This window comes from Myxococcus eversor (genome assembly GCF_010894455.1).
GTDB lineage: Bacteria > Myxococcota > Myxococcia > Myxococcales > Myxococcaceae > Myxococcus > Myxococcus eversor.
Genome location: NZ_JAAIXY010000010.1, coordinates 314,135 through 335,258 on the forward strand (window position 1 = coordinate 314,135; position 21,124 = coordinate 335,258).

The 21,124-nt window shown below is 69.8% G+C and carries 20 protein-coding genes; 10 read left to right on the forward strand and 10 right to left on the reverse strand.

The annotated features are described in order from the left end of the window. Nucleotides 1-3 precede the first annotated feature (3 nt). Both G4D83_RS22175 and metH read left to right on the forward strand, forming a co-directional pair. Entirely contained in the window at nt 4-900 is an 897-nt protein-coding gene (locus G4D83_RS22175) for an ArsR/SmtB family transcription factor (protein WP_163866787.1), read from the forward strand. Further along, nucleotides 897-4,406, forward strand: coding sequence for a methionine synthase (metH, locus tag G4D83_RS22180; RefSeq protein WP_163866788.1), 3,510 nt, complete (start codon nt 897-899; stop codon nt 4,404-4,406). Before G4D83_RS22175 ends, metH begins: the two co-directional genes overlap by 4 nt. A gap of 98 nt (nt 4,407-4,504) precedes the next feature. Here the strand turns inward: metH and G4D83_RS22185 are convergent, their stop codons facing one another. Continuing rightward, on the reverse strand, nt 4,505-5,107 hold the full coding sequence (locus tag G4D83_RS22185) for an outer membrane beta-barrel protein (RefSeq protein ID WP_163866789.1): 603 nt from the start codon (nt 5,105-5,107) through the stop codon (nt 4,505-4,507). A gap of 133 nt (nt 5,108-5,240) precedes the next feature. Here G4D83_RS22185 and G4D83_RS22190 point away from each other — a divergent pair, with 133 nt between their 5' ends. Beyond that, nucleotides 5,241-6,332, forward strand: a complete 1,092-nt coding sequence (locus G4D83_RS22190; protein ID WP_163866790.1) for a uroporphyrinogen decarboxylase/cobalamine-independent methonine synthase family protein — start codon at nt 5,241-5,243, stop codon at nt 6,330-6,332. Nucleotides 6,333-6,343: 11 nt separating this feature from the next. Here G4D83_RS22190 and G4D83_RS22195 read toward each other — a convergent pair whose 3' ends face one another. From G4D83_RS22195 to G4D83_RS22205, 3 genes are all read right to left on the reverse strand, one after another. Beyond that, nucleotides 6,344-6,556, reverse strand: coding sequence for a DUF2934 domain-containing protein (locus G4D83_RS22195; RefSeq protein WP_163866791.1), 213 nt, complete (start codon nt 6,554-6,556; stop codon nt 6,344-6,346). A 184-nt stretch (nt 6,557-6,740) separates the two neighbouring features. Beyond that, complete coding sequence (gene mutY / locus G4D83_RS22200; protein WP_163866884.1) at nt 6,741-7,889, reverse strand: A/G-specific adenine glycosylase; 1,149 nt, start codon at nt 7,887-7,889, stop codon at nt 6,741-6,743. A 197-nt stretch (nt 7,890-8,086) separates the two neighbouring features. Next, entirely contained in the window at nt 8,087-8,911 is an 825-nt protein-coding gene (locus tag G4D83_RS22205) for an SDR family oxidoreductase (RefSeq protein WP_163866792.1), read from the reverse strand. Between the two features lie 109 nt (nt 8,912-9,020). Between G4D83_RS22205 and G4D83_RS22210 the strand changes: the two genes are divergently transcribed. Beyond that, on the forward strand, nt 9,021-9,995 hold the full coding sequence (locus G4D83_RS22210; RefSeq protein WP_163866793.1) for a PD-(D/E)XK nuclease family protein: 975 nt from the start codon (nt 9,021-9,023) through the stop codon (nt 9,993-9,995). Between the two features lie 4 nt (nt 9,996-9,999). Here G4D83_RS22210 and G4D83_RS22215 read toward each other — a convergent pair whose 3' ends face one another. Together G4D83_RS22215 and G4D83_RS22220 are read right to left on the reverse strand one after the other, a co-directional pair. Further along, a complete protein-coding gene (locus G4D83_RS22215) occupies nt 10,000-10,887 on the reverse strand; it encodes a tRNA threonylcarbamoyladenosine dehydratase (RefSeq protein WP_163866794.1) in 888 nt (295 codons plus the stop codon). Nucleotides 10,888-10,915: 28 nt separating this feature from the next. Continuing rightward, nucleotides 10,916-11,713: a TatD family hydrolase gene (locus G4D83_RS22220; RefSeq protein WP_163866795.1), complete on the reverse strand. Its 798-nt coding sequence runs from the start codon at nt 11,711-11,713 to the stop codon at nt 10,916-10,918. A gap of 121 nt (nt 11,714-11,834) precedes the next feature. Between G4D83_RS22220 and G4D83_RS22225 the strand changes: the two genes are divergently transcribed. Together G4D83_RS22225 and G4D83_RS22230 are read left to right on the forward strand one after the other, a co-directional pair. Next, nucleotides 11,835-13,343, forward strand: coding sequence for a TolB family protein (locus tag G4D83_RS22225; protein ID WP_163866796.1), 1,509 nt, complete (start codon nt 11,835-11,837; stop codon nt 13,341-13,343). A 393-nt stretch (nt 13,344-13,736) separates the two neighbouring features. Continuing rightward, nucleotides 13,737-13,988 (forward strand): hypothetical protein, encoded by a 252-nt coding sequence (locus tag G4D83_RS22230; RefSeq protein ID WP_163866797.1) that lies wholly within the window; start codon nt 13,737-13,739, stop codon nt 13,986-13,988. A 71-nt stretch (nt 13,989-14,059) separates the two neighbouring features. Here G4D83_RS22230 and G4D83_RS22235 read toward each other — a convergent pair whose 3' ends face one another. Continuing rightward, nucleotides 14,060-14,302, reverse strand: a complete 243-nt coding sequence (locus G4D83_RS22235) for a hypothetical protein (protein ID WP_163866798.1) — start codon at nt 14,300-14,302, stop codon at nt 14,060-14,062. A 407-nt stretch (nt 14,303-14,709) separates the two neighbouring features. Here G4D83_RS22235 and G4D83_RS22240 point away from each other — a divergent pair, with 407 nt between their 5' ends. After that, nucleotides 14,710-15,792 (forward strand): zinc ribbon domain-containing protein, encoded by a 1,083-nt coding sequence (locus tag G4D83_RS22240; RefSeq protein ID WP_163866799.1) that lies wholly within the window; start codon nt 14,710-14,712, stop codon nt 15,790-15,792. Between the two features lie 13 nt (nt 15,793-15,805). Further along, the gene (locus G4D83_RS22245) at nt 15,806-16,768 is read left to right on the forward strand and encodes a DHH family phosphoesterase (protein ID WP_163866800.1); all 963 of its coding nucleotides are present in this window, start codon (nt 15,806-15,808) and stop codon (nt 16,766-16,768) included. Between the two features lie 13 nt (nt 16,769-16,781). Here G4D83_RS22245 and G4D83_RS22250 read toward each other — a convergent pair whose 3' ends face one another. Then, nucleotides 16,782-17,363, reverse strand: coding sequence for a Maf family protein (locus G4D83_RS22250; protein WP_163866801.1), 582 nt, complete (start codon nt 17,361-17,363; stop codon nt 16,782-16,784). A 265-nt stretch (nt 17,364-17,628) separates the two neighbouring features. On the opposite strand from G4D83_RS22250, the gene G4D83_RS46905 reads away from it, so the two are divergent. Together G4D83_RS46905 and G4D83_RS22260 are read left to right on the forward strand one after the other, a co-directional pair. Continuing rightward, a complete protein-coding gene (locus G4D83_RS46905) occupies nt 17,629-18,837 on the forward strand; it encodes a metallopeptidase family protein (RefSeq protein ID WP_163866802.1) in 1,209 nt (402 codons plus the stop codon). 5 nt (nt 18,838-18,842) lie between these two features. After that, nucleotides 18,843-20,030 carry a class I SAM-dependent rRNA methyltransferase gene (locus tag G4D83_RS22260; RefSeq protein WP_163866803.1) on the forward strand — a complete coding sequence of 396 codons (1,188 nt, stop codon included), beginning with the start codon at nt 18,843-18,845 and terminating at the stop codon, nt 20,028-20,030. A 27-nt stretch (nt 20,031-20,057) separates the two neighbouring features. On the opposite strand, the gene G4D83_RS22265 is transcribed toward G4D83_RS22260, so the two are convergent. Both G4D83_RS22265 and G4D83_RS22270 read right to left on the reverse strand, forming a co-directional pair. Then, complete coding sequence (locus tag G4D83_RS22265; protein WP_176437509.1) at nt 20,058-20,555, reverse strand: caib/baif family protein; 498 nt, start codon at nt 20,553-20,555, stop codon at nt 20,058-20,060. Between the two features lie 41 nt (nt 20,556-20,596). Further along, nucleotides 20,597-21,076, reverse strand: a complete 480-nt coding sequence (locus G4D83_RS22270; protein WP_163866885.1) for a hypothetical protein — start codon at nt 21,074-21,076, stop codon at nt 20,597-20,599. Nucleotides 21,077-21,124 lie beyond the last annotated feature (48 nt).

Genomic DNA, 21,124 nt, shown 5'->3' on the forward strand with positions numbered 1-21,124 from the left:
GATATGGAAGCCCTCTCCCAATCCTTCCGGGCCCTCGGAGACCCGACGCGGCTGCGCATCCTCCGGCTGGTGTCGGAGGCGCCGCTGAACGTGACGGAGCTGGTGTCGCTGGTGGGTGTGGCGCAGTCGTCGGTGTCGCACCACCTGGGGAAGCTCAAGGGGCTGGGGCTCATCCGCGAGGAGCGGCAGGCGGGCTTCAGCTACTACTCGCTGGCGCTGGAGGGGGATGACACCCGTTGGCCCCTCATCCGGCTGGCGCGAGAGGCCGAGGACGCGGCGGGTGATTCGGCGCGGCTGATGGACCTGCTTCGTGCGCGCGAGGACCGGCAGGCGCTCAACGAGCGGCTCCTGGAGCCGGGCCAGTCCTGGTTCCTGTGGGCGGGCGCGCTGGCGTCGCTCTTGCCGCCCCTGGACGTGGCGGACTTCGGCTGTGGCACAGGGGTGTTGAGCGTGGCCATTGCCCGCTGGGCGCGGCACGTGTGGGCCATCGACCAGAACGCGGAGGCGTTGGAGCAGGCGCGCGCGCGGGCCGGGCGTGAGCAGGCCACCAACGTCACCTTCCTGTGCGAGGACCTGCAGCGGCTGTCGCTTGCGTCGGGGCGGATGGACCTCGTGGTGATTTCGCAGAGCCTCCACCACGTGGAGGACCCCGCCAGCGTGTTGGCGGAGGCGGCGCGGCTGCTCAGGCCGGGTGGCCGGTTGGTGTTGTTGGAGTTGATGCCGCACGAGGAGCGCTGGGTGGTGGAGCGGCTGGGCCACCGCCACCTGGGCTTCGAGCCGGCGCAGTTGGAGACGGCGCTGCGTGAGCGGGGCTTCGCGTCGCTCACCCGCGAGGCGCATGCCCGCGACGGTGCCAGCCCCTTTCGAGTCTTTCTGCTGACTGGAGTGAAGCCATCATGACGAGTCCCACTGCCCTTCCGCCCCCTTCTGGAGAGAACGGTCGCCGCGTGGAGGCCCTGCGCACCGCGATGCGTGAGCGCGTGCTGGTGCTGGACGGCGCCATGGGCACGCTGCTGCAGCAGCTGGACCTCAAGGCCGCGGACTTCGGCGGCGCCGAGTTCGAGGGCTGCAACGAGAACCTGGTCCTCACCCGGCCGGACATCATCCGGGACATCCACGCGCGCTACTTCGCGGCGGGCGCGGACGTGACGGAGACGGACAGCTTCGGCGGCACGCCGATTGTCCTCAACGAGTTCGGCCTGGGGCACAAGGCGCTCGAAATCAACGAGGCCTCCGCGCGACTGGCGCGTGAAGCCGCCGCCGAGGCCGAGGCGAAGGACGGGCGGATCCGCTGGGTGGCGGGCTCGGTGGGGCCCACCACCAAGGCCATCAGCGTCACCGGAGGCATCACCTTCGAGGAGCTGATAGAGAACTTCGCGGTGCAGGCCGAGGGCCTCGCGCTCGGCGGCTCCGACTACCTCCTGGTGGAGACGGCGCAGGACACGCGCAACATCAAGGCGGCGCTGCTGGGCATCGACCGCGCGTTCCGCAAGCTGGGCTACTCGTTGCCGGTGGCGGTGTCTGGCACCATCGAACCCATGGGGACGATGCTCGCGGGACAGAGCGTGGAGAGCCTGGCCGCGTCGCTGGAGCACGTGGAGTTGCTGTATCTGGGGCTCAACTGCGCCACGGGTCCGGACTTCATGACGGACCACCTGCGCTCGCTGGCGGCGCTGAGCTCGTTCCCGGTGTCGTGCGTGCCCAACGCGGGCCTGCCGGACGAGAACGGCAACTACCTGGAGACGCCGGAGATGCTCGCGCGCTCGCTCACGCGCTTCTGTGAGCAGGGCTGGCTCAACGTGGTGGGCGGTTGTTGCGGCACGCAGGAGGGCCACATCCGCGCGCTGTCCCAGGCGGTGAAGGGTCTGAAGCCGCGCTCGTCCCTGCCCAAGCCTCGCTCCACGCTGTCCGGCGTGGACTACCTGGAGGTGACGGACGAATTGCGCCCGGTCATTGTCGGCGAGCGCACCAACGTCATCGGCAGCAAGAAGTTCAAGGAGCTCATCGTCGCGGGGCAGATAGAGGACGCCTCGGAGATTGCCCGCGCGCAGGTGAAGCGAGGCGCGCAGGTCATCGACATCTGCCTGGCGAATCCGGACCGGGAAGAGCTGGACGACATGCGCGAGTTCCTGGAGGTGGTCATCAAGAAGGTGCGCGTGCCCTTGATGATTGACTCCACCGACGAGCGCGTCATCGAGATGGCCCTGACGTACAGCCAGGGCAAGGCCATCATCAACTCCGTCAACCTGGAAGACGGAGAGGAGCGCTTCGAGAAGGTGGTGCCGCTGGCGCGACGCTTCGGCGCGGCGCTGGTGGTGGGCTGCATCGACGAGATTGGCATGGCCGTGACGCGCCAGCGAAAGCTGGAGGTCGCGGAGCGCTCGTTCGAGCTCTTGACGAAGAAGTACGGCATGAAGGCGGAGGACCTGTACTTCGACCCGCTCGTCTTCCCGTGCGCCTCTGGCGACGCTCAGTACACGGGCAGCGGCGTGGAGACGGTGGAGGGCGTGCGGCTCATCAAGCAGCGCTTCCCGCAGTGCCGCTCCGTGCTGGGCATCTCCAACGTGTCCTTCGGTCTGCCGACGGCGGGCCGCGAGGTGCTCAACTCCGTCTTCCTGTACCACTGCGTCCAGGCGGGCCTGGACATGGCGCTGGTCAACTCGGAGAAGCTGGAGCGGTACGCGTCCCTGCCCGAGGAGGAGCGGAAGCTCGCGGAGGACCTGCTCTACAACCGGGGCACGGACCCGGTGACGCCGTTCGCCGCGCACTTCCGCGAGCGCAAGCCCCCCAAGGCGCAGGTGAGCACGCTGCCGCTGGAGGAGCGGCTCCAGCGCTACATCATCGAGGGCTCGCGCGACGGGCTCTTCGCGGACCTGGAAGCGGCGATGGCGAAGTACGCGCCGCTGGAAATCATCAACGGGCCGTTGATGAAGGGCATGGACGAGGTGGGCCGGCTCTTCGCCGCCAACGAGCTGATTGTCGCGGAGGTGCTCCAGAGCGCCGAGTCGATGAAGGCGGCGGTGGGCTTCCTGGAGCCGCACATGAGCTCCGCCCAGGCGGCGATGCGCGGCAAGATTGTCCTGGCCACGGTGAAGGGTGACGTCCACGACATCGGGAAGAACCTGGTGGAGATCATCCTCGCCAACAACGGCTTCCACGTGGTGAACCTGGGCATCAAGGTGCCGCCCGAGCAGTTGGTGAAGGCGGTGCGTGAGCACAAGCCGGACATCGTCGGCCTGTCGGGACTCCTGGTGAAGAGCGCGCACCAGATGGTGGCCACTGCGGAGGACTTGAGGCGCGCGGGCGTGGACGTGCCGATTCTGGTGGGCGGCGCGGCGCTCAGCCGCAACTTCGTGGACCGCAACATCGCTCCGGCATACGGCGGCGGCACGGTGGCCTATGCGCAGGACGCGATGAGCGGCCTGGACCTGGCGAAGCAGATTGTCGACCCGTCCTCGCACGCGAAGCTGCGCGGTGAGCTGAGCGAGCGCCGCGTGAAGCTGGCGCAAGAGGTGAAGGAGCGTCCTCGCGTGGAGGCTCCGACGTCGCGTGCGCGCAGCGCGGAGATTCGCATCCTGGACACGGTGCCCTCCGCGCCGGACTGGGAGCGGCACGTGCTGACGAACACGCCGCTGGACCACATCTGGAAGTTCATCAACCCCGTCATGTTGTACGGCCGGCACCTGGGCCTGCGCTCGTCGTCGCGTGCACTGGGCACTCCGGCGGAGGCGGAGCTGGCGAAGACGGAGGAGGGGCGCAAGGCGCTGGCGCTGAAGGAGGCGGTGGAGGAGCTCAAGGGCATGCTGCGCGGCGGGCTGATGCAGGCGCGCGCGGTGTTCCAGTTCTTCAAGGCGGGCAGCGACGGCAACCGGGTGGTGCTCTTCGATGGGAGCACCGGCAAGGAAGCGGCGAGCTTCGAGTTCCCCCGGCAGGACCGAGAGGGCGGCCTGTGCCTGGCCGACTACCTGCGTCCGCTGGAGCGCGGCGTGCCCACGGACAACGTGGGGATGTTCGTGGTGACCGCGGGCTCGGGCATCCGTGAGCTGGCCGAGGGCCTCAAGGCCAAGGGCGAGTTCTTGAAGATGCACGCGGTGCAGGCGCTCGCGCTGGAGACGGCGGAGGGCTACGCGGAGCTGCTGCACACGCAGTTACGCAGCATGTGGGGCACGCCGGACAAGCCGGACATGACGATGCTGGAGCGCTTCCGCGCGGAGTACGCGGGCAAGCGCTACTCGTTCGGCTATCCCGCGTGTCCTCGACTGGAGGACCAGTCCAAGCTCTTCGTCGCGCTGCGCCCGGAGGACATCGGCGTGCAGCTCACCGACGGTTGCATGATGGAGCCGGAGGCGTCCGTGTCCGCCATCGTCTTCCACCATCCGCAGGCGTCGTACTTCTCCGTGACGTGAGAGGCGCGAGCGGCCCGGGAGGGAGTGCGGTTCCGTCCCGGGCATCGTTCTTTTCGTGATGTGAGCGGAGGTGCCGTGAGGCCGAGCGGCCTGGCTCGTCAGAACCGGCCGCCCAGGCTGAGCCCCGCTGTGAAGAGGTCTCCGTCATCCTCGGCGCCAGGGGCGAAGTCTCCGCCGCCCGCGAACACGCGATAGGTGGCGCGCGCCCCGGCCGTCACCCCGTTGTAGCGGTACTCAATCCCGGCGGTGAGTGGCACCTCGGCCAGGAAGGTGTCGTCGAACTGGCGCGCGTTGGCCTCCGACGTCGCGTCCAGGTAGGTGACGCCCACGCCCGCGCCCAGGAAGGGCTTCCAGCGCTCGCGCACGGTGGGCCCCATCTTGGCCAACGCTCCCACGTTGTGACGCCACAGTGTCGCGTTGTCGATGTCCGCGAAGCCATTGGCGGAGCCCTCGTAGCCCAACTCCAGGCCCACCGCGGGCAAGAGCTGCGCATCTGCCTGGAGCCCCAGGAACGTGCCCACGTCCGTCTCCGTACCCAGGTCGCCGGTGTAGGCCGTGACACCGCCTCGGACGGTGAGGCCGGGGGCGCCGAAGAACGGAGCCGGCTGCTGCTTGCGCGGCGAGTCCTCCTTCGCGAGGGAGGGGGCTGCCCAGCCCAGGGTCGCCAGCAGGGCACCTGTTCGCCAGATTGGAAGCAGCATGTCGGTTTCCTCCTCCTTCGGACGCCCCTGGGGGCCTCCGGCGAGGATGAGGTCGCCTCGTTCGGAGAAGGCCCGGCGCCCGGGGGAGCCCGAGGTGCCCCGCTGGCGGAGGGAGCGGGTAGACTCCCCGGCCATGAGCGCCCCGAACATCCGCCGAGCCGTCCAGTTGCTGCCCGCCTGTGCGACGACGGGCATTGGAAGCCTGCCCCATACGCAGGTGGAGCTGGGGCTCCAGGTCGCCCTGTCGATGGACATCCCGTTCCTCCCGCAGCTCCCCGTGGGAAAGCCCTCGGAGCTGATGATTCCAGCGGCGCTCGAGGGCCTGCCGGGCCTGCGCTTCGACGAGGAGGGCCTGTGCACCGTGGACCTGAAGGCCTGGGAGGAAGGGCGCGGCGAGTTCGAAGCGAAGCTGGACGCGGCCCTCGCAGCGGGGACGCTGGAGGCGTACGAGCCCACCCCCGAGGCCTGCCGCGCGTGGCGCCCGTTCCTATGGGAAGTGGAGCATCGCAAGCTGGCGTTCGCGAAGGCGCAGCTCGCGGGCCCGTTCACGGTGCGCTCGGTGGCTCGCACGGACTCGGGCCTGTCCGCACTGGAGGTGCCGGGGTTGGACCAGGTGATTTTCCGACTGGTGCTGGCGCGCTCGCTGGCGATGGTGAAGGCGCTGCGGCGCGCGGGCACCACGCCGCTGTTCTTCCTGGACGAGCCGGGGCTCTATGCCTTTCAGCGCATCAACCCGCGCCACCTGCTGGCGCTCCAGGAGCTGAAGTTGCTGGTGGTGGCGCTCCAGCGTGAAGGCGCGCTGGTGGGGCTGCACTGCTGCGGCAACACGGACTGGGCCGCGCTGCTGGACGTGCAGCCGGACCTGTTGTCGCTGGACGTGAGGCTGTCGCTCGACGCGATGCTGGAGGAGGGCGAGGCGCTGGAGCGCTACCTGAACTCTGGCGCGACGCTGAGCCTGGGCATCATCCCCACGGACCTGGCGTCGACGTACGAGGTGACGGAGCTGGCGGACTCGGTGGAGGCCTCGCTGAAGGCCGCGCTGCCTCGCGGCTTCACGTTCCCCCGGGCGGTGTCGACGGTGTTGCTGACGCCCGCGTGCGGATTGGCGATGCGCTCGGTGTTGGACGCGGAGCGAGTCCTCGCCGAGCTGAAGGTGGCGCAGCGGAGGCTGCGTGGAGCGCTCGAAGCCGAGCGCCCCGTGCTGCACTCGCCGCCTCCACACTGAGGGCGGTGTGACTACTGACGGCCGAGCTTCAGCTCACGTTCGGCCTGTTGCCAGTCCTGGTCGTGACTCCCGTGGTTGCCGCCGCGCGCCAGATAGATTTCATAGGCGCGCCGGGCAATCTGCTCATGCGGAATGGGGCCGCGTGAGGCCTTGGCGTCGTTGGAGTGTTCCGTGGGCTGCGTCGCCGTCTGCGGGGTCGGCTTGTGGGTACTGTTGCGAGCCATCGAGGCGCCTCCGGGAAAGGGCGCGCGAAGATTGAGCCTCGGTGGGTGCTCGCGAAAGCGACCCGGTGCGTCGGAGGTTGGCGACGCGACACGACGTGGCAGGCCGTGTCGCACGGTGGACAACCGGACCCACGCGTGACGTGGATGTGGCGTGACTCGCGAGACAGGGCAAGCAGGCACGGCCCTACTTCAGCGCGGTCATCGCCGCGTCGAGCGCGCGCTGCATCGCGGTGCTCATGCCGAGCGTCGCCGCCTCGGAGGGCGTGCACCAGCGAAGCTCCTGGAACGCCGCCGAGCGGGTGGGGCGCAGCGGGCCCGAGACGCGATAGAGGCGCAGCGTGAGGTCGCGGTGGGTGAGCTGGCGCTTCACCGACCCCAGCATTGCCTCCAGCTTCACGCCCACCCCCAGCGCGGCGGTGAGGCGAAGCGTGGTCTCCGGCTCGGTGGCGTCCTCGTCCACCTCGACGGCGGGAAGCTCCCACAATCCGCCGAAGAGGCCGGAGTCCGCGCGCCGGGCGAACAGCAACGTGTCCGCGTGGGCCCAGACGGCGAGGGCCAGTGTCAGCTTCTTCGGCGCGGCGCGAATCTTGGCGGGAGGCAGCTCATCCACGCGGCCCTTGCGGAAGGCGACGCAGCCGGTGCGCACGGGGCACAGCAGGCACAGCGGGTTCTCCGGACGGCACGTCGTGGCGCCGTGCTCCATGAGGGCCTGGTTGAAGTCACCGGGCCTCTCTCCCTTGACCAGCAGGGTGGCGAGGTCCCAGAGCGTGGCCTCGCGCTCGCGGTCGCCGGGGAGGCCCTCGACTTCGAAGAGGCGCGACAGCACGCGAGCGACGTTGCCATCGACGAGCGGAGCTTCCTCCCCGAAGGCGATGGAGGCCACGGCGCCGGAGGTGTAGCGGCCGAAGCCGGGGAGGGTGAGCAACTCCTCGGCGGTGGAGGGCAGCTTGCCGCCAAAGCGCGACACCATCTCCTGGGCGGCGCGGTGCAGGTTGCGAGCGCGCGAGTAGTAGCCCAGGCCCTTCCAGCCAGAGAGCACGTCATCCAACGGCGCGGAGGCGAGGGCGAGCAGGGTGGGGAAGCGCTTGAGGAAGCGCTCCCAGTAAGGAATGACGGTGGCCACCTGCGTCTGCTGGAGCATGACCTCGCTCAGCCAGATGGCGTACGGGTCCTTCGTCCGGCGCCAGGGCAGGTCACGCTTGTTCCGGTCGTACCAATCCAGCAACGGCCCACGGACCGAGGCGAGGTGCGCGGCACTCGGAGTCACCGTGGGAACACGGGACGACACGGCGGTGCGCGGCGGGCGACCGCGCTTCGCACGGGGAGGCTCCATGGGAGGCGCCGCGTCGACGAGATCCGAGGACTTGTCGAGCGTGGCTCCAGGCGTGCGCGGCGGACGCCCCCGGCGGGGACGAACCGAGTCCTGCTCCGTCACGGGACCATTCGGGGTCGCCGCACCCAGGTCGAGCATCCCGAGCTGTGTCTGGACGACCGGAGTGGCGGCGCGCTTCGCGGGGCGACTGCGGGGACTCATGCGTCTTTCTTCACGGGGTTTGCCATGCGGTGGGCAACACGGTCGAACAGGCCGGGGACGAACCGGTTGGCCAGTACCATGACGCGGCCAGGGAGGGTGAGGATGGTGTCGCGCCGTCCGCGCACGCTCGCGCGCACCATCGAAGCGGCGACCTCCTCCGACGACATGGCCTTCAACGGAACGGCCTCCTGCGCCCAGCCCTCCGCGTTCAACCGGTGCTCGCGAAACTCGCTCTCGGTAAAGCCCGGGGACACGAGCAGCACGCGGATGCCCTCCGTCGCCAGCTCCGTGCGCAGCGACTCCGTCATCGCGTTCACCGCGGCCTTCGACGCGCAGTACCCGCCCAGCAGCGGCAACCCGCGATGTCCCAACACGGAGCTGACATTCACCACCTGCGCCCCGCGCCGTCCGCGCAAGAGAGGCAGCGCGGCGCGAGTCACCCGCCACAGCGCGAACACGTTCAGCTCGAAGACCTGTCGGAGCTGCTCCTCGCTGATGGACGCCAGCGGCCCGTAAAGGCCCTGGCCCGCGTTGTTCACCAGCACGTCCAGCCCACCGAAGGCGGCCTGCGTCTCACGCATGAGGCGCTCCACATCCTCGCTGCGCGTCACGTCGCACCGCACGGACAGTGCCCTGACGCCGAGTGACTCCACTTCACGGGCCGCGTCCTCCAGGCGCTCCAGCCGCCGGGCGGCGAGCACGATATTCGCCCCCGCCGCCGCGTAGGCCCGAGCCGCCGCGCGGCCGATGCCGCTGGAAGCTCCCGTGATGAGGACCACTCGCTCCTTGAAGGGTTGGCTCTTCATGGTGCCGGAGACCATACTCTTGGGGTAACCCACCCGGACTGTCATTCAACCTACCCCGAGGGCTCGTTTCCTCGCCTGTTCCCCTTCTGGTGGAGCGAGCGAACGCCTAGGATGCGCCGCTTCCATGCGGCGCCCCCCTCTCAGCAACGACTTCTCCTGGTCCAAGAGCCGCCACGAGAAGTTCTCCGAATGCCTGCGCTCCTACTACTTCTATTACTACCGCTCGTGGGGCGGCTGGGAGCCGGACGCGCCGAGGGACGTGCGGGAGCTGTACGTGCTGAAGAAGCTGGCCAACCGCTTCAGTTGGGCGGGCAGCATCGTGCACGAGCAGATCAAGGACGTGCTGCTGGACTGGCGCGCGGGGCGCACCGTCGACCCGGCCGCGGTGGAAGCGCGGGCCCGCAAGGTGATGCAGGACGACTTCCGCCACTCGCGCGGGAAGCTCTACTGGACGCAGAAGTACCGCAAGCCCTTCACCGGACTCGTCGAGCACGAGTACGGCGAGACGCTGGCCGACGAAGCCTGGAAACAGAACTGGGAGACGGTGCGCGCGGCGCTGGCGTGGTTCTTCACGTCGCGCTGGCCCGTCATCGCCAAGGGCCTCAAGCCCGAGCAGTGGCTGGAGGTGGACGCGGGCTTCGACTTCGCCCACTTCACGCTGAACGGGCTGAAGGTGTTCGCCATCCCCGACTTCGCCTTCGTCGACGCGGACGGTACGCCCGTCGTGGTGGACTGGAAGACGGGCAAGTCGCGCGACGGCTATGACGAGCAGGTGCTCGGCTATGCGCTCTACGTGTCGCAGCGCTACCGCTTCCCGGTGGAGAAGGTGCGCGCGTCGCTGGTGTATCTCAACGAGGGCAAGGAGCACGACGTCCAGGTGGACCTGGGCGCCATGGAGTCCTTCCACCAGCACTTCGAGACGAGCGTGGCGAAGATGCGCGCGCTCTTGAAGGACCCCGCGACGAACACGCCGCTGGACGCGTCCGCCTTTCCAGTGTCGGAGTCCCTGTCGCCGTGCATGCGCTGCGTGTTCCGCCGTCCCTGCGGGCGCGAGGCCGCCGTGGTGGCGCAGCAGGCCGCGCCCCAGCAGGTGGCGTGAGGCGCTAGCGGGTGGAGGCCAGCCGGCGCACGACGACGCCGGCCGCGTTCATCCCGAAGCACGACGTGACGAAGGACACGCTGCCATCAATCTGCGTGCGGTGGTCGCACGTGTGGAAGTCGTTGTCGTTCGGGCACACGCAGAGGAAGCCATCGGTGGCGTCGTCGTAATTGAGGGCCACCGGCATGCGCCGCGCTTCGATGGAGTAGACGGCGGTGATGCCGGTGTGCCGGTCCGTCTCCACGCCGTACTTGCGCTTGAGCAGCTTGCGGATGTCCTTGGCGAACGGGTCCATGTGCGTCTCGGACAGGTCCTCCACGCGAATGGCAGTGGGGTCCAGTCGCGCGGCGGCGCCCATGGAGCTGACCACCGGAATGCCCAGCGACACGCAGCGGTGCAACAGGTGCAGCTTCGCCTTCACGTTGTCGATGGCGTCGACGACGAAGTCGTACTGGCCGGCCTGGAGCATCTGCTCGGCGATTTCCTCGCGGTAGAACTCGCGCACCGCTTCGATGCGGGCCTCCGGGTTGATTTCCCGGCAGCGCTGCGCCATCAGCTCCGCCTTCGGCTTGCCCACGGCCTTCACCGTCGCGTGGAGCTGGCGGTTGGTGTTGGTGACGCACACGTCATCGTGGTCCACCAGCGTGAGGTGGCCGATGCCGCTGCGCACCAGGCCCTCGGCCGCGTAGCTGCCCACGCCGCCCAGGCCGAACACCACCACGCGCGCATTGGCCAGCCGCTCCATCGCCGTGTCGCCCAGCAGTCGACCCGTGCGGTCGAAGCGCCGGGACAGCTTGAAGGGACGGGCGAGCGAGCCTGTCGCCACATTCGGCGGGGTGGCGGGCTGGGGCTCGGGCTGAGGAGGGGCGGGCGGTGGGGGCTGCGGGTTCATGGGAGTCCTCTATAACGCGACCGCTCGCCTACCGCGAAGCGGGGGGAAAACCTTCCCGGAACAGGCGGCGGGCATTCTCGGTCGTCCGCTGGGCGACCTCGTCCAGGGGCTCCCCCCGCACGCGCGCCATCCCCTCCAGGATGTGGGGCAGGTAGGCCGGCTCGGAGCGGCCTCCCCGGTGGGGGGTGGGCGCCTGGTCCGGCGCGTCCGTCTCCGCCATCAGCCGCTCCAGGGGGATGGCGCGCAGCGCGTCCAGCGGCTTGCGTGCCTCCGCCCAGGTCACCGCGCCCGCGAAGGAGAAGTGGCAGCCCTTCTGGAGATAGAACTTCGCCAGCTCCACGCCGCCGCTGTAGCTGTGCATGAGCACGCCCGCCTCCGGCATCTCCTCCTGCTTGAGCAGGTCCATGAGCGCCGGATGGAGCCGGTGACAATGCATCAACACCGGAAGCTGGTACTTGCGCGCGAGCGCCAGGTGGCGCCGGAGCACCGACACCTGCCGCTCCAGCGGCGCGCCGGGGAGGGATGGACCGTCGAGTCCACACTCGCCCACTGCCACCGCGCCGCCCTTCGCCAAGAGCGCGTCGAGCAGCTCCAGCGCCGCGTCGTCCTCCGCTGGAGTCATCTCCGGCAGGAGCTGGGGATGGATGCCCAGGCCCACCTGGATGCGAGCCTCCTGTCGGGACAACTCCAACAGGGGCTCCCAGTCGTGCGTGCCGATGCCGGGGATGAGGATTCCCTGAAGGCCCGCGGCCCAGGCTCGCTCCAGCACGAGGGTCCGGTCCTCATCGAATCGAGTCGCGTCGAGATGGCAGTGGGTGTCGATCATTCATCACGCCGTGGGCAATCGCCGTTCATTCAGGAACACGCTCGAGCAACCCACCCTGGGGGCCCATCGCCGTCATCCACCCGAGGCTATACCCCTCCATTCTTTTGGAGGGGCATTCAATATGAACAAGCGAGTTGTCGGTGCGCTGTGTTGCGCGCTGTGGGTACTCTCGTCGGGCTGTTCCGACGAGTGCGTCGACCAGTTCGACTGCCGCACGGACAAGGGCCAACCCGCCGAGGGGCAGGAGTGGGTTTGTACCGGCGACAACAAGTGTGAGCAGCGTCCCATCGCCGTCGTCGATCCGGACCCGGACGCGGGAGAGCCGGACGCGGGCGTGCCGGAGGTGGATGCGGGTGTTCCGGATGCGGGCGTGCCCGACGCGGGCGAGCTGGATGCGGGGCCGGTGGACGGTGGAGGTCAGGGCACGGCGGGCAAGGGTGAGAGCTGCGCGGCCTCGGGGGACTGCATCGCGGGCCTGCGCTGTGAAGGCACTCCGCTGACGTGCCAGGCGCAGCAGATCGCGGTGACGGGACGTGACGACGCGGGCGTCTCCAAGGCGCTGTCCATGCGCTACGACACGCCGGGCGTGACGGTGCTGTCGGAAGGGGACAGCGACAGCCGCTACCCGCGCTGGGGGCCGGGCGGCACGCGTGTCTCCTTCGCGCAGGGCGCAGTGGACACCTCCGCGGAGAAGGTCGCTGGCAACCTGACGGTGCGCGACCTCCCGCTCGTCGCGGGGCAGGCACAGGTCCTCGCCGATGGTGGCTCGGGCAATACGGAGAGCTTCCGCTCCATGGAGTGGGAGCCGAGCAGCTACATCGCCTGGGTGCGCCAGAACGGCAGCAGCCGCTCTGGCATCTCCGTGGTGACCACGGATGCGGCCGGTGGCGTGGTGACGCAGGCCACGACGACAGGCGCGTTCCCCGACTGGGCCGCCGACGGCACGACCTTCGTCTACAACATCATGGGGGAGGGATTGTTGACCTCCACGCTCGGCGCCGCGCCGACGCCGCTGACGAGCGCGGGGACCACCGCGGAGCAGGCGCACTACAACCGCGCCAACGCCCAGCTCCTGTACCTCGCCAACCCGAACAACGAGACGGTGGTCTTCTCCGGGGACCCCACCCCCGTGCCGCTGTTCCGGCTGTACTCGGTCAACGTGACGGGGGGAGCCCAGCCCCAGCTCGTCGCGGACGTCTCCTCGGAGGCGGCCACGGACGGCGCCATCAACACGTTCATCGCCAGCCCCATCTGGTCCCCGGACGGGACCTGGTCCGCGTACGTGCGCGCGTACTACTTCAAGCCCACCACAGGAGATGCGGTGCTGTGCGGCGGAGCCCCGTCGCCGTGCGAGACGCGCCCGGGCAACGTCATCTTCCTGCGCGCCATCAACCCGGCGGATGGCACCGCCAGCACCACCGAGGTGCGGCTCGCGGATGACGGCACGCTCCCGTCGTTCTCTCCGGACGGCCGCTTCGTCGCCTTCATCAAGATGGGCCAGCTCAACGTCCAGCAGATCGACCCGGCCACCGGCGCTCCGGTGAACGCGGCCATCGTCCATCCGAGGGCGGGCTACACCCTCCAGACGAGTGACAGCGACGACCACCGGCCGCGCTGGCAGCCCCGGTAGTCCAGTTCCTCACGGTGCTCGGCCCGCGTTCCGGTGAAGTGTCCGGAGCGCGGGCCTTCCGTCCTCCGCGCGCGGAGCGTCGGGTCTTGCTCGGCCGAGCTGGCAGCCCCGGTAGTCCAGGCTCTCGAGGGGCTCTGCCCGCGTCCCGGTGAGGTGTCCGGAGCGCGGGCCTTCCGTCCTCCGCGCGCGACGTGCCGGGCCTTGTTCGGCCACGATGGCAGCCCCAGTAGTCCATGCTCTCAAGGGGCTCGGCCCGCGTCCCGGTGAGGTGTCCGGAGCGCGGGCCCTCCGTCCTCCGCGCGCGACGCGTCGGGCCTTGCGGCTCGGAGTGTCACCGGAACAGGCAGGGGCCCATGGCCCGCCATCCGTGGGGCCGTGCCCTGGAGGACTCGGATGAAGACTGGCCTCGTGATGCTCGGTGTCCTGCTGTCCGCCGGCTGCGCTTCCGTGCGGACCGCGCGGCTGGACGGTGGCGGCGGTGGCACCGTGGCCGCTGACCCGCACCCGGACGCGGAGCCTGTGCGCCTGGAGACGCGGGCGGGCACCTTCCTGGTGCACCCGAACAACGCCGAGGACTTCTCGCGTGCACTCGCGGGCGAGCCCACCCTGCAGCACTACACCAGCGAGCTGCTGGCGGCGGACTGACGCCCAGGGCTCCCGGCCACGTCCCCGAGTCGAGGGCGCGGCCCGGGCGAGCCTTGTGGCGCCGTCGTGCTTCAGCCCACGACGACGATGCGGCGCCCCAGCGCGCGCGCCATCTGGGGCGAGGTCATCACCTCCAGCGCTTCACCGAGCTCACCACCGGCCGTGTCGAAGGCCGCGGCGATGACTTCCCCCAAGGTGAGCTGGGCCTTCTCAGCGGCCACCCGGGCCCGCTGAGCCGTCCGCCGGAGCGCCGGCATCACCCGGCGACCCTGCCTGCGGACCGTGACGCTCTTGCGTGTCGTCCTCTTGGCCATGTGCTCCTCCCACCACGCGGTTCAGCGCGGGTGAGTACACCTGGGGTCTGACATATGCAGACGAGGTGCCAGTCGGCAGGTCACCTGGCAGGTAACACGCACTACGGGTTTTCCCTGTGATGAAGCAGGGTTCCAGGTTCACCACCCCACGGTAAACGTCGGGGTTGGGAACCGATTCCTCGTTCTGTCGAGATTTTTCGTTCAGCCAGCCCTGGAATCTCGACGTTTCGTTCAAGAGTTGAGAGTCGGCCAGAAGCCGCAAGGACTGCGAGTGTGCTCAGTCTTGAATGACTCAGGTGTCATTGAAGCCCCGCCCTTTTGGTCGAAAAATTGGCAGTGCGGGGTAGGGACTGACACGCGAGTCGCGCTCTCGTGGGAGGAGTGTTCAGTGCGGTATACGCCGGCCCATGCCTCAGACCCTCTGCCCGAGCTGCGGTCATAGCCCCATCCCCCGGGGTGCCACTGCCTGTCCTTCCTGCGGCGAGCCCTTCGACCATCTGCAGTCGTACAAGAAGGCCGGTCGCACGCCGCTGGCCAGGCTGGGGGACGCGGTGGACGACGACGCCACGGTGTTCGGTGGCGACCTGGTGACGAGCGCGGTGTCCGCGCATCCGGGCCCCGTGGCGGGCGTGCTGGGCGCGAGCGCGGCGGCGTGGTTCCTGCGCGCGGGCGGAGTGGTGGGCTCACTCCAGGACCCGTCGTGGACGTACGGGCTGGTGGCGCTGGACCTGGTGCTCGCGCTGGTGCTGATGCTCAACCGGGGCCCCGCGAAGGGGCTCGCGCAGACGGGGCTGGTGGTGCAACTGCTGGCCACGGCGTGGCTCGCGCGCGCGGCGCCGACGGCTCCGGTGCACGTGGCCTACTTCGTGTTGGGTGTGGTGGCGCTGACGCTGGTGGTGGGCGAGCCGGGCGTGGCGCGGCGGCACGCGGGTCTGGGCCTGGGGCTCGCGGTGGCGCTGGTATCGGCGGCGCTGCTCGCGATGCCGGGGACCGTGACGCCCGGTGGCGGAGGGGGTGTCCGGCAGCTCCTGGTGGGCAGTGAGCTGGGGTACCGGCTGGAGCTGCCCGTGGGCTGGGAGCGGCTGACGCGCGAGCAGCTCTCCACGCACCTGCGGCTGCCCACGGCGACGCTGCACGGCAGTGGCGTCGGTTTCGGCGACGCGGCGCGAGGGCGCTATGGCCTGCTGTGGGTGGAGCGCACGCCGGGCGTGTCACTGGCGACGGGGTGTCAGGGCCTGCTGCGCTCGCTGGGAGGCGCATCGGACGCGCCGTTGACGCGGCCTGCTCCGACGGCGCTGGGCGGACGCACGCAGCTCTACGCGCTGAACACGTCGGCGGGAGCGCGAGGCACGTTGGGTTGCGGGCTCCTGGCGGATGGTCGACTGGTGGGGCTCGCCGTGGTCGCCGCCGGGTCGGGTGATGCACAGACGGGCGAGGCGCAGGGGGCCGCGGCCTTCGCGGCGGTGGGCGAGGGCCTCGCGTTGCAGTAAAGGGCGGCCCGCCATGAACGTTCAGGTCCTCTTCCACGACAACTGCTTCGACGGTGCCGCGAGCGCCGCGGTGTTCTCCCGCTTCTACCGGGAGCGAGTCCGCGCGGACGCGGCCTTTGGCTACCAGGGGCTGAATCACAAGCCGGGCGCGGAGGGCATCGACCCGGCGGTGTTCACCGGCGAGGAGAACGTCATCGTCGACTTCCGCTACAGCCAGGACGCGCGGCTGACGTGGTGGTTCGACCACCATGCCTCCGCCTTCCAGCAGCCGGGGGACGAGGCGCACTTCCGCGCGGACACCAGCGGGCGCAAGTTCCACGACGGACACCGCAAGAGCTGCACGAAGTACCTGGCGGACGTGGCGCACGAGCGCTTCGGCTGGGACGCTTCGTCGCTCTCGGACCTCATCCACTGGGCGGAAATCATCGACGGCGCGCAGTTCCCTTCGCCGCGGATGGCGGTGGCGTTGGAGGAGCCCGCGCTGCGCATCATGACGGTGCTGGAGGCGAACAAGGACCCGGCGCTCATCCCCGAGGTCATCCGGCGCATGCAGTCGGAGTCGCTCGCGGAGCTCGCCGCCTCGCCGCTCATCGCCACGCCGCTGGCCCCGCTGCTCTCGCGTCACCAGGGCCACATCGAGCTGGTGCGAGCGAAGGCCCGCTACGAGCGCGGCGTCGTCTTCTTCGACCTGGTGGACGAGGGCGTGGACAGCCTCAACAAGTTCATCGCGTACGCGCTCTATCCGGACGCGCGCTACACGCTGTGGGTGGGCAAGGGCGCGGCGCGCGCCAAGGTGTCCATCGGCTCGAACCCGTGGAAGCCGGAGCTGCGCAAGCACGACCTGTCCGCGATTGCGGGCCGGTTCGGTGGCGGCGGGCACCCGGTGGTGGCGGCGGCCAGCTTCAAGGCGGACCAGTCAGACAAGGCCCGCGCCGCGTACCAGGAGATTCTCGCGGAGCTGTCCACCGCGGGCTGACGGAGGCGCTGCGCTACCGGCGCTCGAAGAACGAGAAGCCGGCCCGCCGCAGCAGTCGCACCACCGTCACCATGGGCAGTCCCTGCACGTTGGCGCGGTCTCCCTCCAGGCGCGCCAGCAGCGCCTGTCCCGCGCCTTCCACGCGGTAGCTGCCGCAGCAGCCCTCCCACTCGTTCAGGTCCAGGTAGCGCTCCAACTCGTCGGGCGTCACCGCGTGGAAGGTGAGGCGGGCCGTCTCCACGGCTTCCTCGAGGTGTCCGTCGGGGCCGACGAGGCAGACGCCGGTGTGGATGTCGTGGGTGTGGCCCAATAGCTTGCCGAGCTGTGTGCGCGCGGCGTCGCGGTCCTCGGGCTTGGTGAGTGCCTCGCCAGCGACTTCGACGAGCTGGTCGGCGCCCAGTACCCAGGCGTCCGGGTGGCGCGCGTGGACCGCACGGGCCTTACGGGCCGCCAGCTCTCGCACGGCTTCCTTGGCGGACAGGTGGGGAGCCACCGTCTCGTCCACGCCGGGGGACGAGGTGCGATAGGGCAGGCCCAGGCCATCCATCAACGCACGGCGGGCGCTGGACGTGGACGCCAGAATCAAGTCTTTCATGGGGCGCCCACCCTAGTTCACCCGAGCGCGGGAGGGGCGTCGCCTGCCGACCGAGCCTGCACGTCCCCGCTTCCTGGCCACGAGGTGATGCATGGTCCACCCGGGCGCGGGAGGAGCGCCGCCCGCCGAGCGGGCATGCACGTCCCCGTTTCCCAGTCACGAGGTGATGCATGGTCCACCCGGGCGCGGGAGGAGCGCCGCCCGCCGAGCGGGCATGCACGTCCCCGCTTCCCGGCCACGAGGTGATGCCGTAGCCTGATGCCCCATGTCGCGGCGCGGTCTGCTCGCCCTCTGCCTCCTCCTCACCGCGTGTAAGCGGAACGCCTCGGCCCCGGACACGGGAGACGCCGGTCCGCCGGAGGTGTCCGCGGTGAAGGCCCCGGCGGCCAACGCCGCTCCGGTGGAAGGTGCCTCGCGTCCGGTGCAGCCACTCGCGGTGTGTCGCGCGCAAGGCAGCTCTCCCTTGGATGCGGCGCGCGGGTACTACGACGGGGGCCATTTCGAGGAGGCGCTGTCCTGCGCGGCGCAGGCGGCGGCCCTGGAGCCGGACCTGGCTGCGGCCCATGCCGAGCGCGGCGTGGCGCTGGCCGCGCTGGGCCGGGAGCCGGAGGCCCAGCTCGCCTTCGCGCGGGCGCTCGCCATCGACCCCGGAGACTCGGACGCGCTGTTGGGCGCGGCGCACCTGTACGCGGTGCAACTGCCCTCCACGCGCGAGCGGGACGAGTTGGGCACGCTCTACGCCGAGCGAGGTCTGTCCCACCCCGGCACGCCTCCGGAATTGATTCCCCACCTGGCGCTGGTGGCGGCCATGGCCTTCAACGATTTGGGCCAGGCGGAAGAGGCCCTGGCGCGCGCGGCCATCGTCCTGGCCCGGGAGCCGGGAAGCAGGGAAGCGCTCTACGAGCGAGCCCTGGCCCTCTTCGAACTGTGTCGCTTCTCCGAGGCGAAGACGGCCTTCCTGTCGCTCGTCTCCGACGCGGAGCGCGCCGCGCACGCGCACCAGCACCTGGGCCTGTTGCTGGAGCGCGAGGGCAAGTGGAAGCAGGCGCAGGCGCACTTCGAGAAGGCCCGGAGCCTGGCGCCCGAGGACTTCCCGACGCCGCCCCTGCCTGGCGAGGACGCCTTCCGCGTGGACGTGGCGCGCGCCGTGTCCGAGCTGCCCGTGGACATGCGGAGCGACCTGGAGGGCGTGCCCGTCACCGCCGAGGAGCTGCCGTCCGAGAGCGACCTGCTGGCCAACCAGCCTCCTCTGTCGCCCACCATCCTTGGATTGTTCAGGGGGCCGCCTCTGGGCGCGCCGTGCGACGGAACGGAGACGCCGTGCCGCTCCGTGGTGCTCTACCGACGCAACCTGGCGAGGGCCGTGCGCACGCCGGCGGAGCTGCGCGAGCAGATTCGCGTGACATTGCTGCACGAAATCGGGCATCTGCGAGGGGAGGACGATGAAGAACTGGCCGCGCGCGGCCTGGAGTGACGCGAATGGCCATCCCCGTAACGCTTCCCGTTGCACGTACGACTCCCAAGGGCGCGAAGTCCCTGCGCACCGGAAACCCCTGGCTGTACCGCACCGAACTGGCCGCCCCGCCCGACGTGACGGGCCCTGGCGCGGTGGTGCTGGTGGTGGACTCGCAGGGCAACCCCATCGGTCAGGCCCTCTATGCGCGGCGCTCCCCGCTGGCGCTGCGGCTGCTGACGCGCAAGCCTCCTCGCGAGCAGCCGGTGAACGACCTTTTCTTCCGTCGTCGCCTGGAGGCCGCGCTCGCGCGCAGGGCCTCGCTGTCCGGCCGCGACGGCCTGCGACTGGTGCATGGTGAGTCGGACCAGCTGCCCGGCCTCTTCGTGGACCGCTACGGCAAGGGCCTGACGCTCCAGACGCTCTCCGAGGGCATGGACGCCCGCAAGGAGTCCCTCGCGAAGATGCTGGTGGAGCTCACCGGCGCCACCCACGTGGTGTGCCGCGACGACGCCTCCGGCCGCGACTTCGAGGGTCTGCCTCGCGAGTCGCGCTTCCTGCACGGCGAGGGCGAGTCGCGCTTCACGTACCACGAGGGTGACAACCGCTTCGAAGTGGACCTGCTGGGCGACATGAAGACGGGCGCGTTCCTGGACCAGGTGGACAACCATCTGCGTGCCGGAGAGCTGGCGCGGGGCGAGGCGCTGGACCTCTTCAGCTACCACGGTGGGTTCGCGCTGGCCCTGGCTCGCAACAGCGAGTCGGTGCTCGCGGTGGAGCAGGACGAGAAGGCAGCCGCGCGCATCGGCGACAACGCCCGCGCCAACAACCGGACGAACGTCAGCGTGGAGAACGCCAACGCCTTCGATGTGCTCAAGCGCTTCGACTCACAGAGCCGACGCTTCGACACCATCGTGTTGGACCCGCCGGGGCTCGCCAAGCGCCGCGAGGGCCTGGAGACCGCACTGCGCGCCTACCACGAGCTGAACCTGCGCGCGCTGCGGTGCCTGAAGCCGGACGGACTGCTCGTCACCTGCTCGTGCTCGGGCAAGTTGGACCGCGCGGGCTTCGAGGAGATGCTGCTCGGTGCCGCGGCGGACGCCAAGCGCCCGATTCAGATTCTGGAGCGCCGGGGCGCGGGCCTGGACCACCCGGTGCTCGGTGGGTTGGGGGAGACGGAGTATCTCAAGGCCCTCTACGTGCGCGCCCTCTAACCGCGCGCACGGGGACGACGGGGCTGCTCAAGACAGCCCCAGCTCCTTGCGCAGCTTGCCCACGATCTTGAAGTACTCGGTTCGGGGGAAGGGGACATTGAGGATGTGGAAGTCCTTCTTGGCCAACCCCACGCAGCCGAAGCAGTAGTTGCAGTCCTGCAGGTTGCGGCAGAGCACCAGGTACGCGCTGGTGGTGCAGTTCTCGCTCTGCAGACAGTAGGCGCACGCGTGACAGCTCTTGCACTCCACGCAGTGCGAGCAGTTGTTGCACAGCTCGCACCGCGTGCAGTGGGTGCACTGGAAGCAGCTGTCGCAGTCCTTGCAGAACATGCAGTTGGCGCAGCGTTGACAGCCCTCACACGCGTAGGAGCCCGGGTTGCCGGGGTCCGACGCGTAGCTCTTGGTGAGCTTCTGCAACTGCTCCAGGAACTCCCGCTTGCCGAGCGCCGACACCAGCGCGCGCGCCGCCTTCTCCGCGGCGAGCGGATCCACTGCGTCTGGCCGCGTACCTTTCTCCTTCACCACCCGGGACACTCCTTGCCCGTCTTTGGGGCTCTCTTCTGGGCTCACTGAAGCCGGGCCAGCCCGGCCAGGTCGATTCCTCGCGCCACCCGCCGCACCTCCACCGTCCCCGGGAAGCCTCGGCTGGTGACGGCCACCACGAAGCGGTCCCCCACCAGGAGATTGGCCTCCGCCAGCGACTCCTCCGCGTCGTATCTCACGAAGCCCACCGCGTCCTTCCAGTGGATGGGCGCCGCCGGGTCGCTGGGTGCCCGGCCCTTGGCCCGCTCCGCCGCGTCGCGGATGGCCTGCCCAATCTTCTCGCCCATCGTGGTGTCCACGATGCGCACCTTCACCTCTCGCCCCTCACCTCGGGTGAACAGGCGCTCGGCCTCGGACACCGACACCTCGCCGTACTTGCCGGTGGAGCCCTGCGTCCGTGCGACGGTGAAGCCTTCCAGTTCCTCTGGGAGGAAGGGGGCCAGCGACTTGAAGTACACGCAGGGCGCGCTCGCGGCGGGCACGGAGGCTTCCACCTCGCCCATGGCGGCGTCACGCTCCATGCATCCGACACCGGGAGCGAGCGCGAGCAG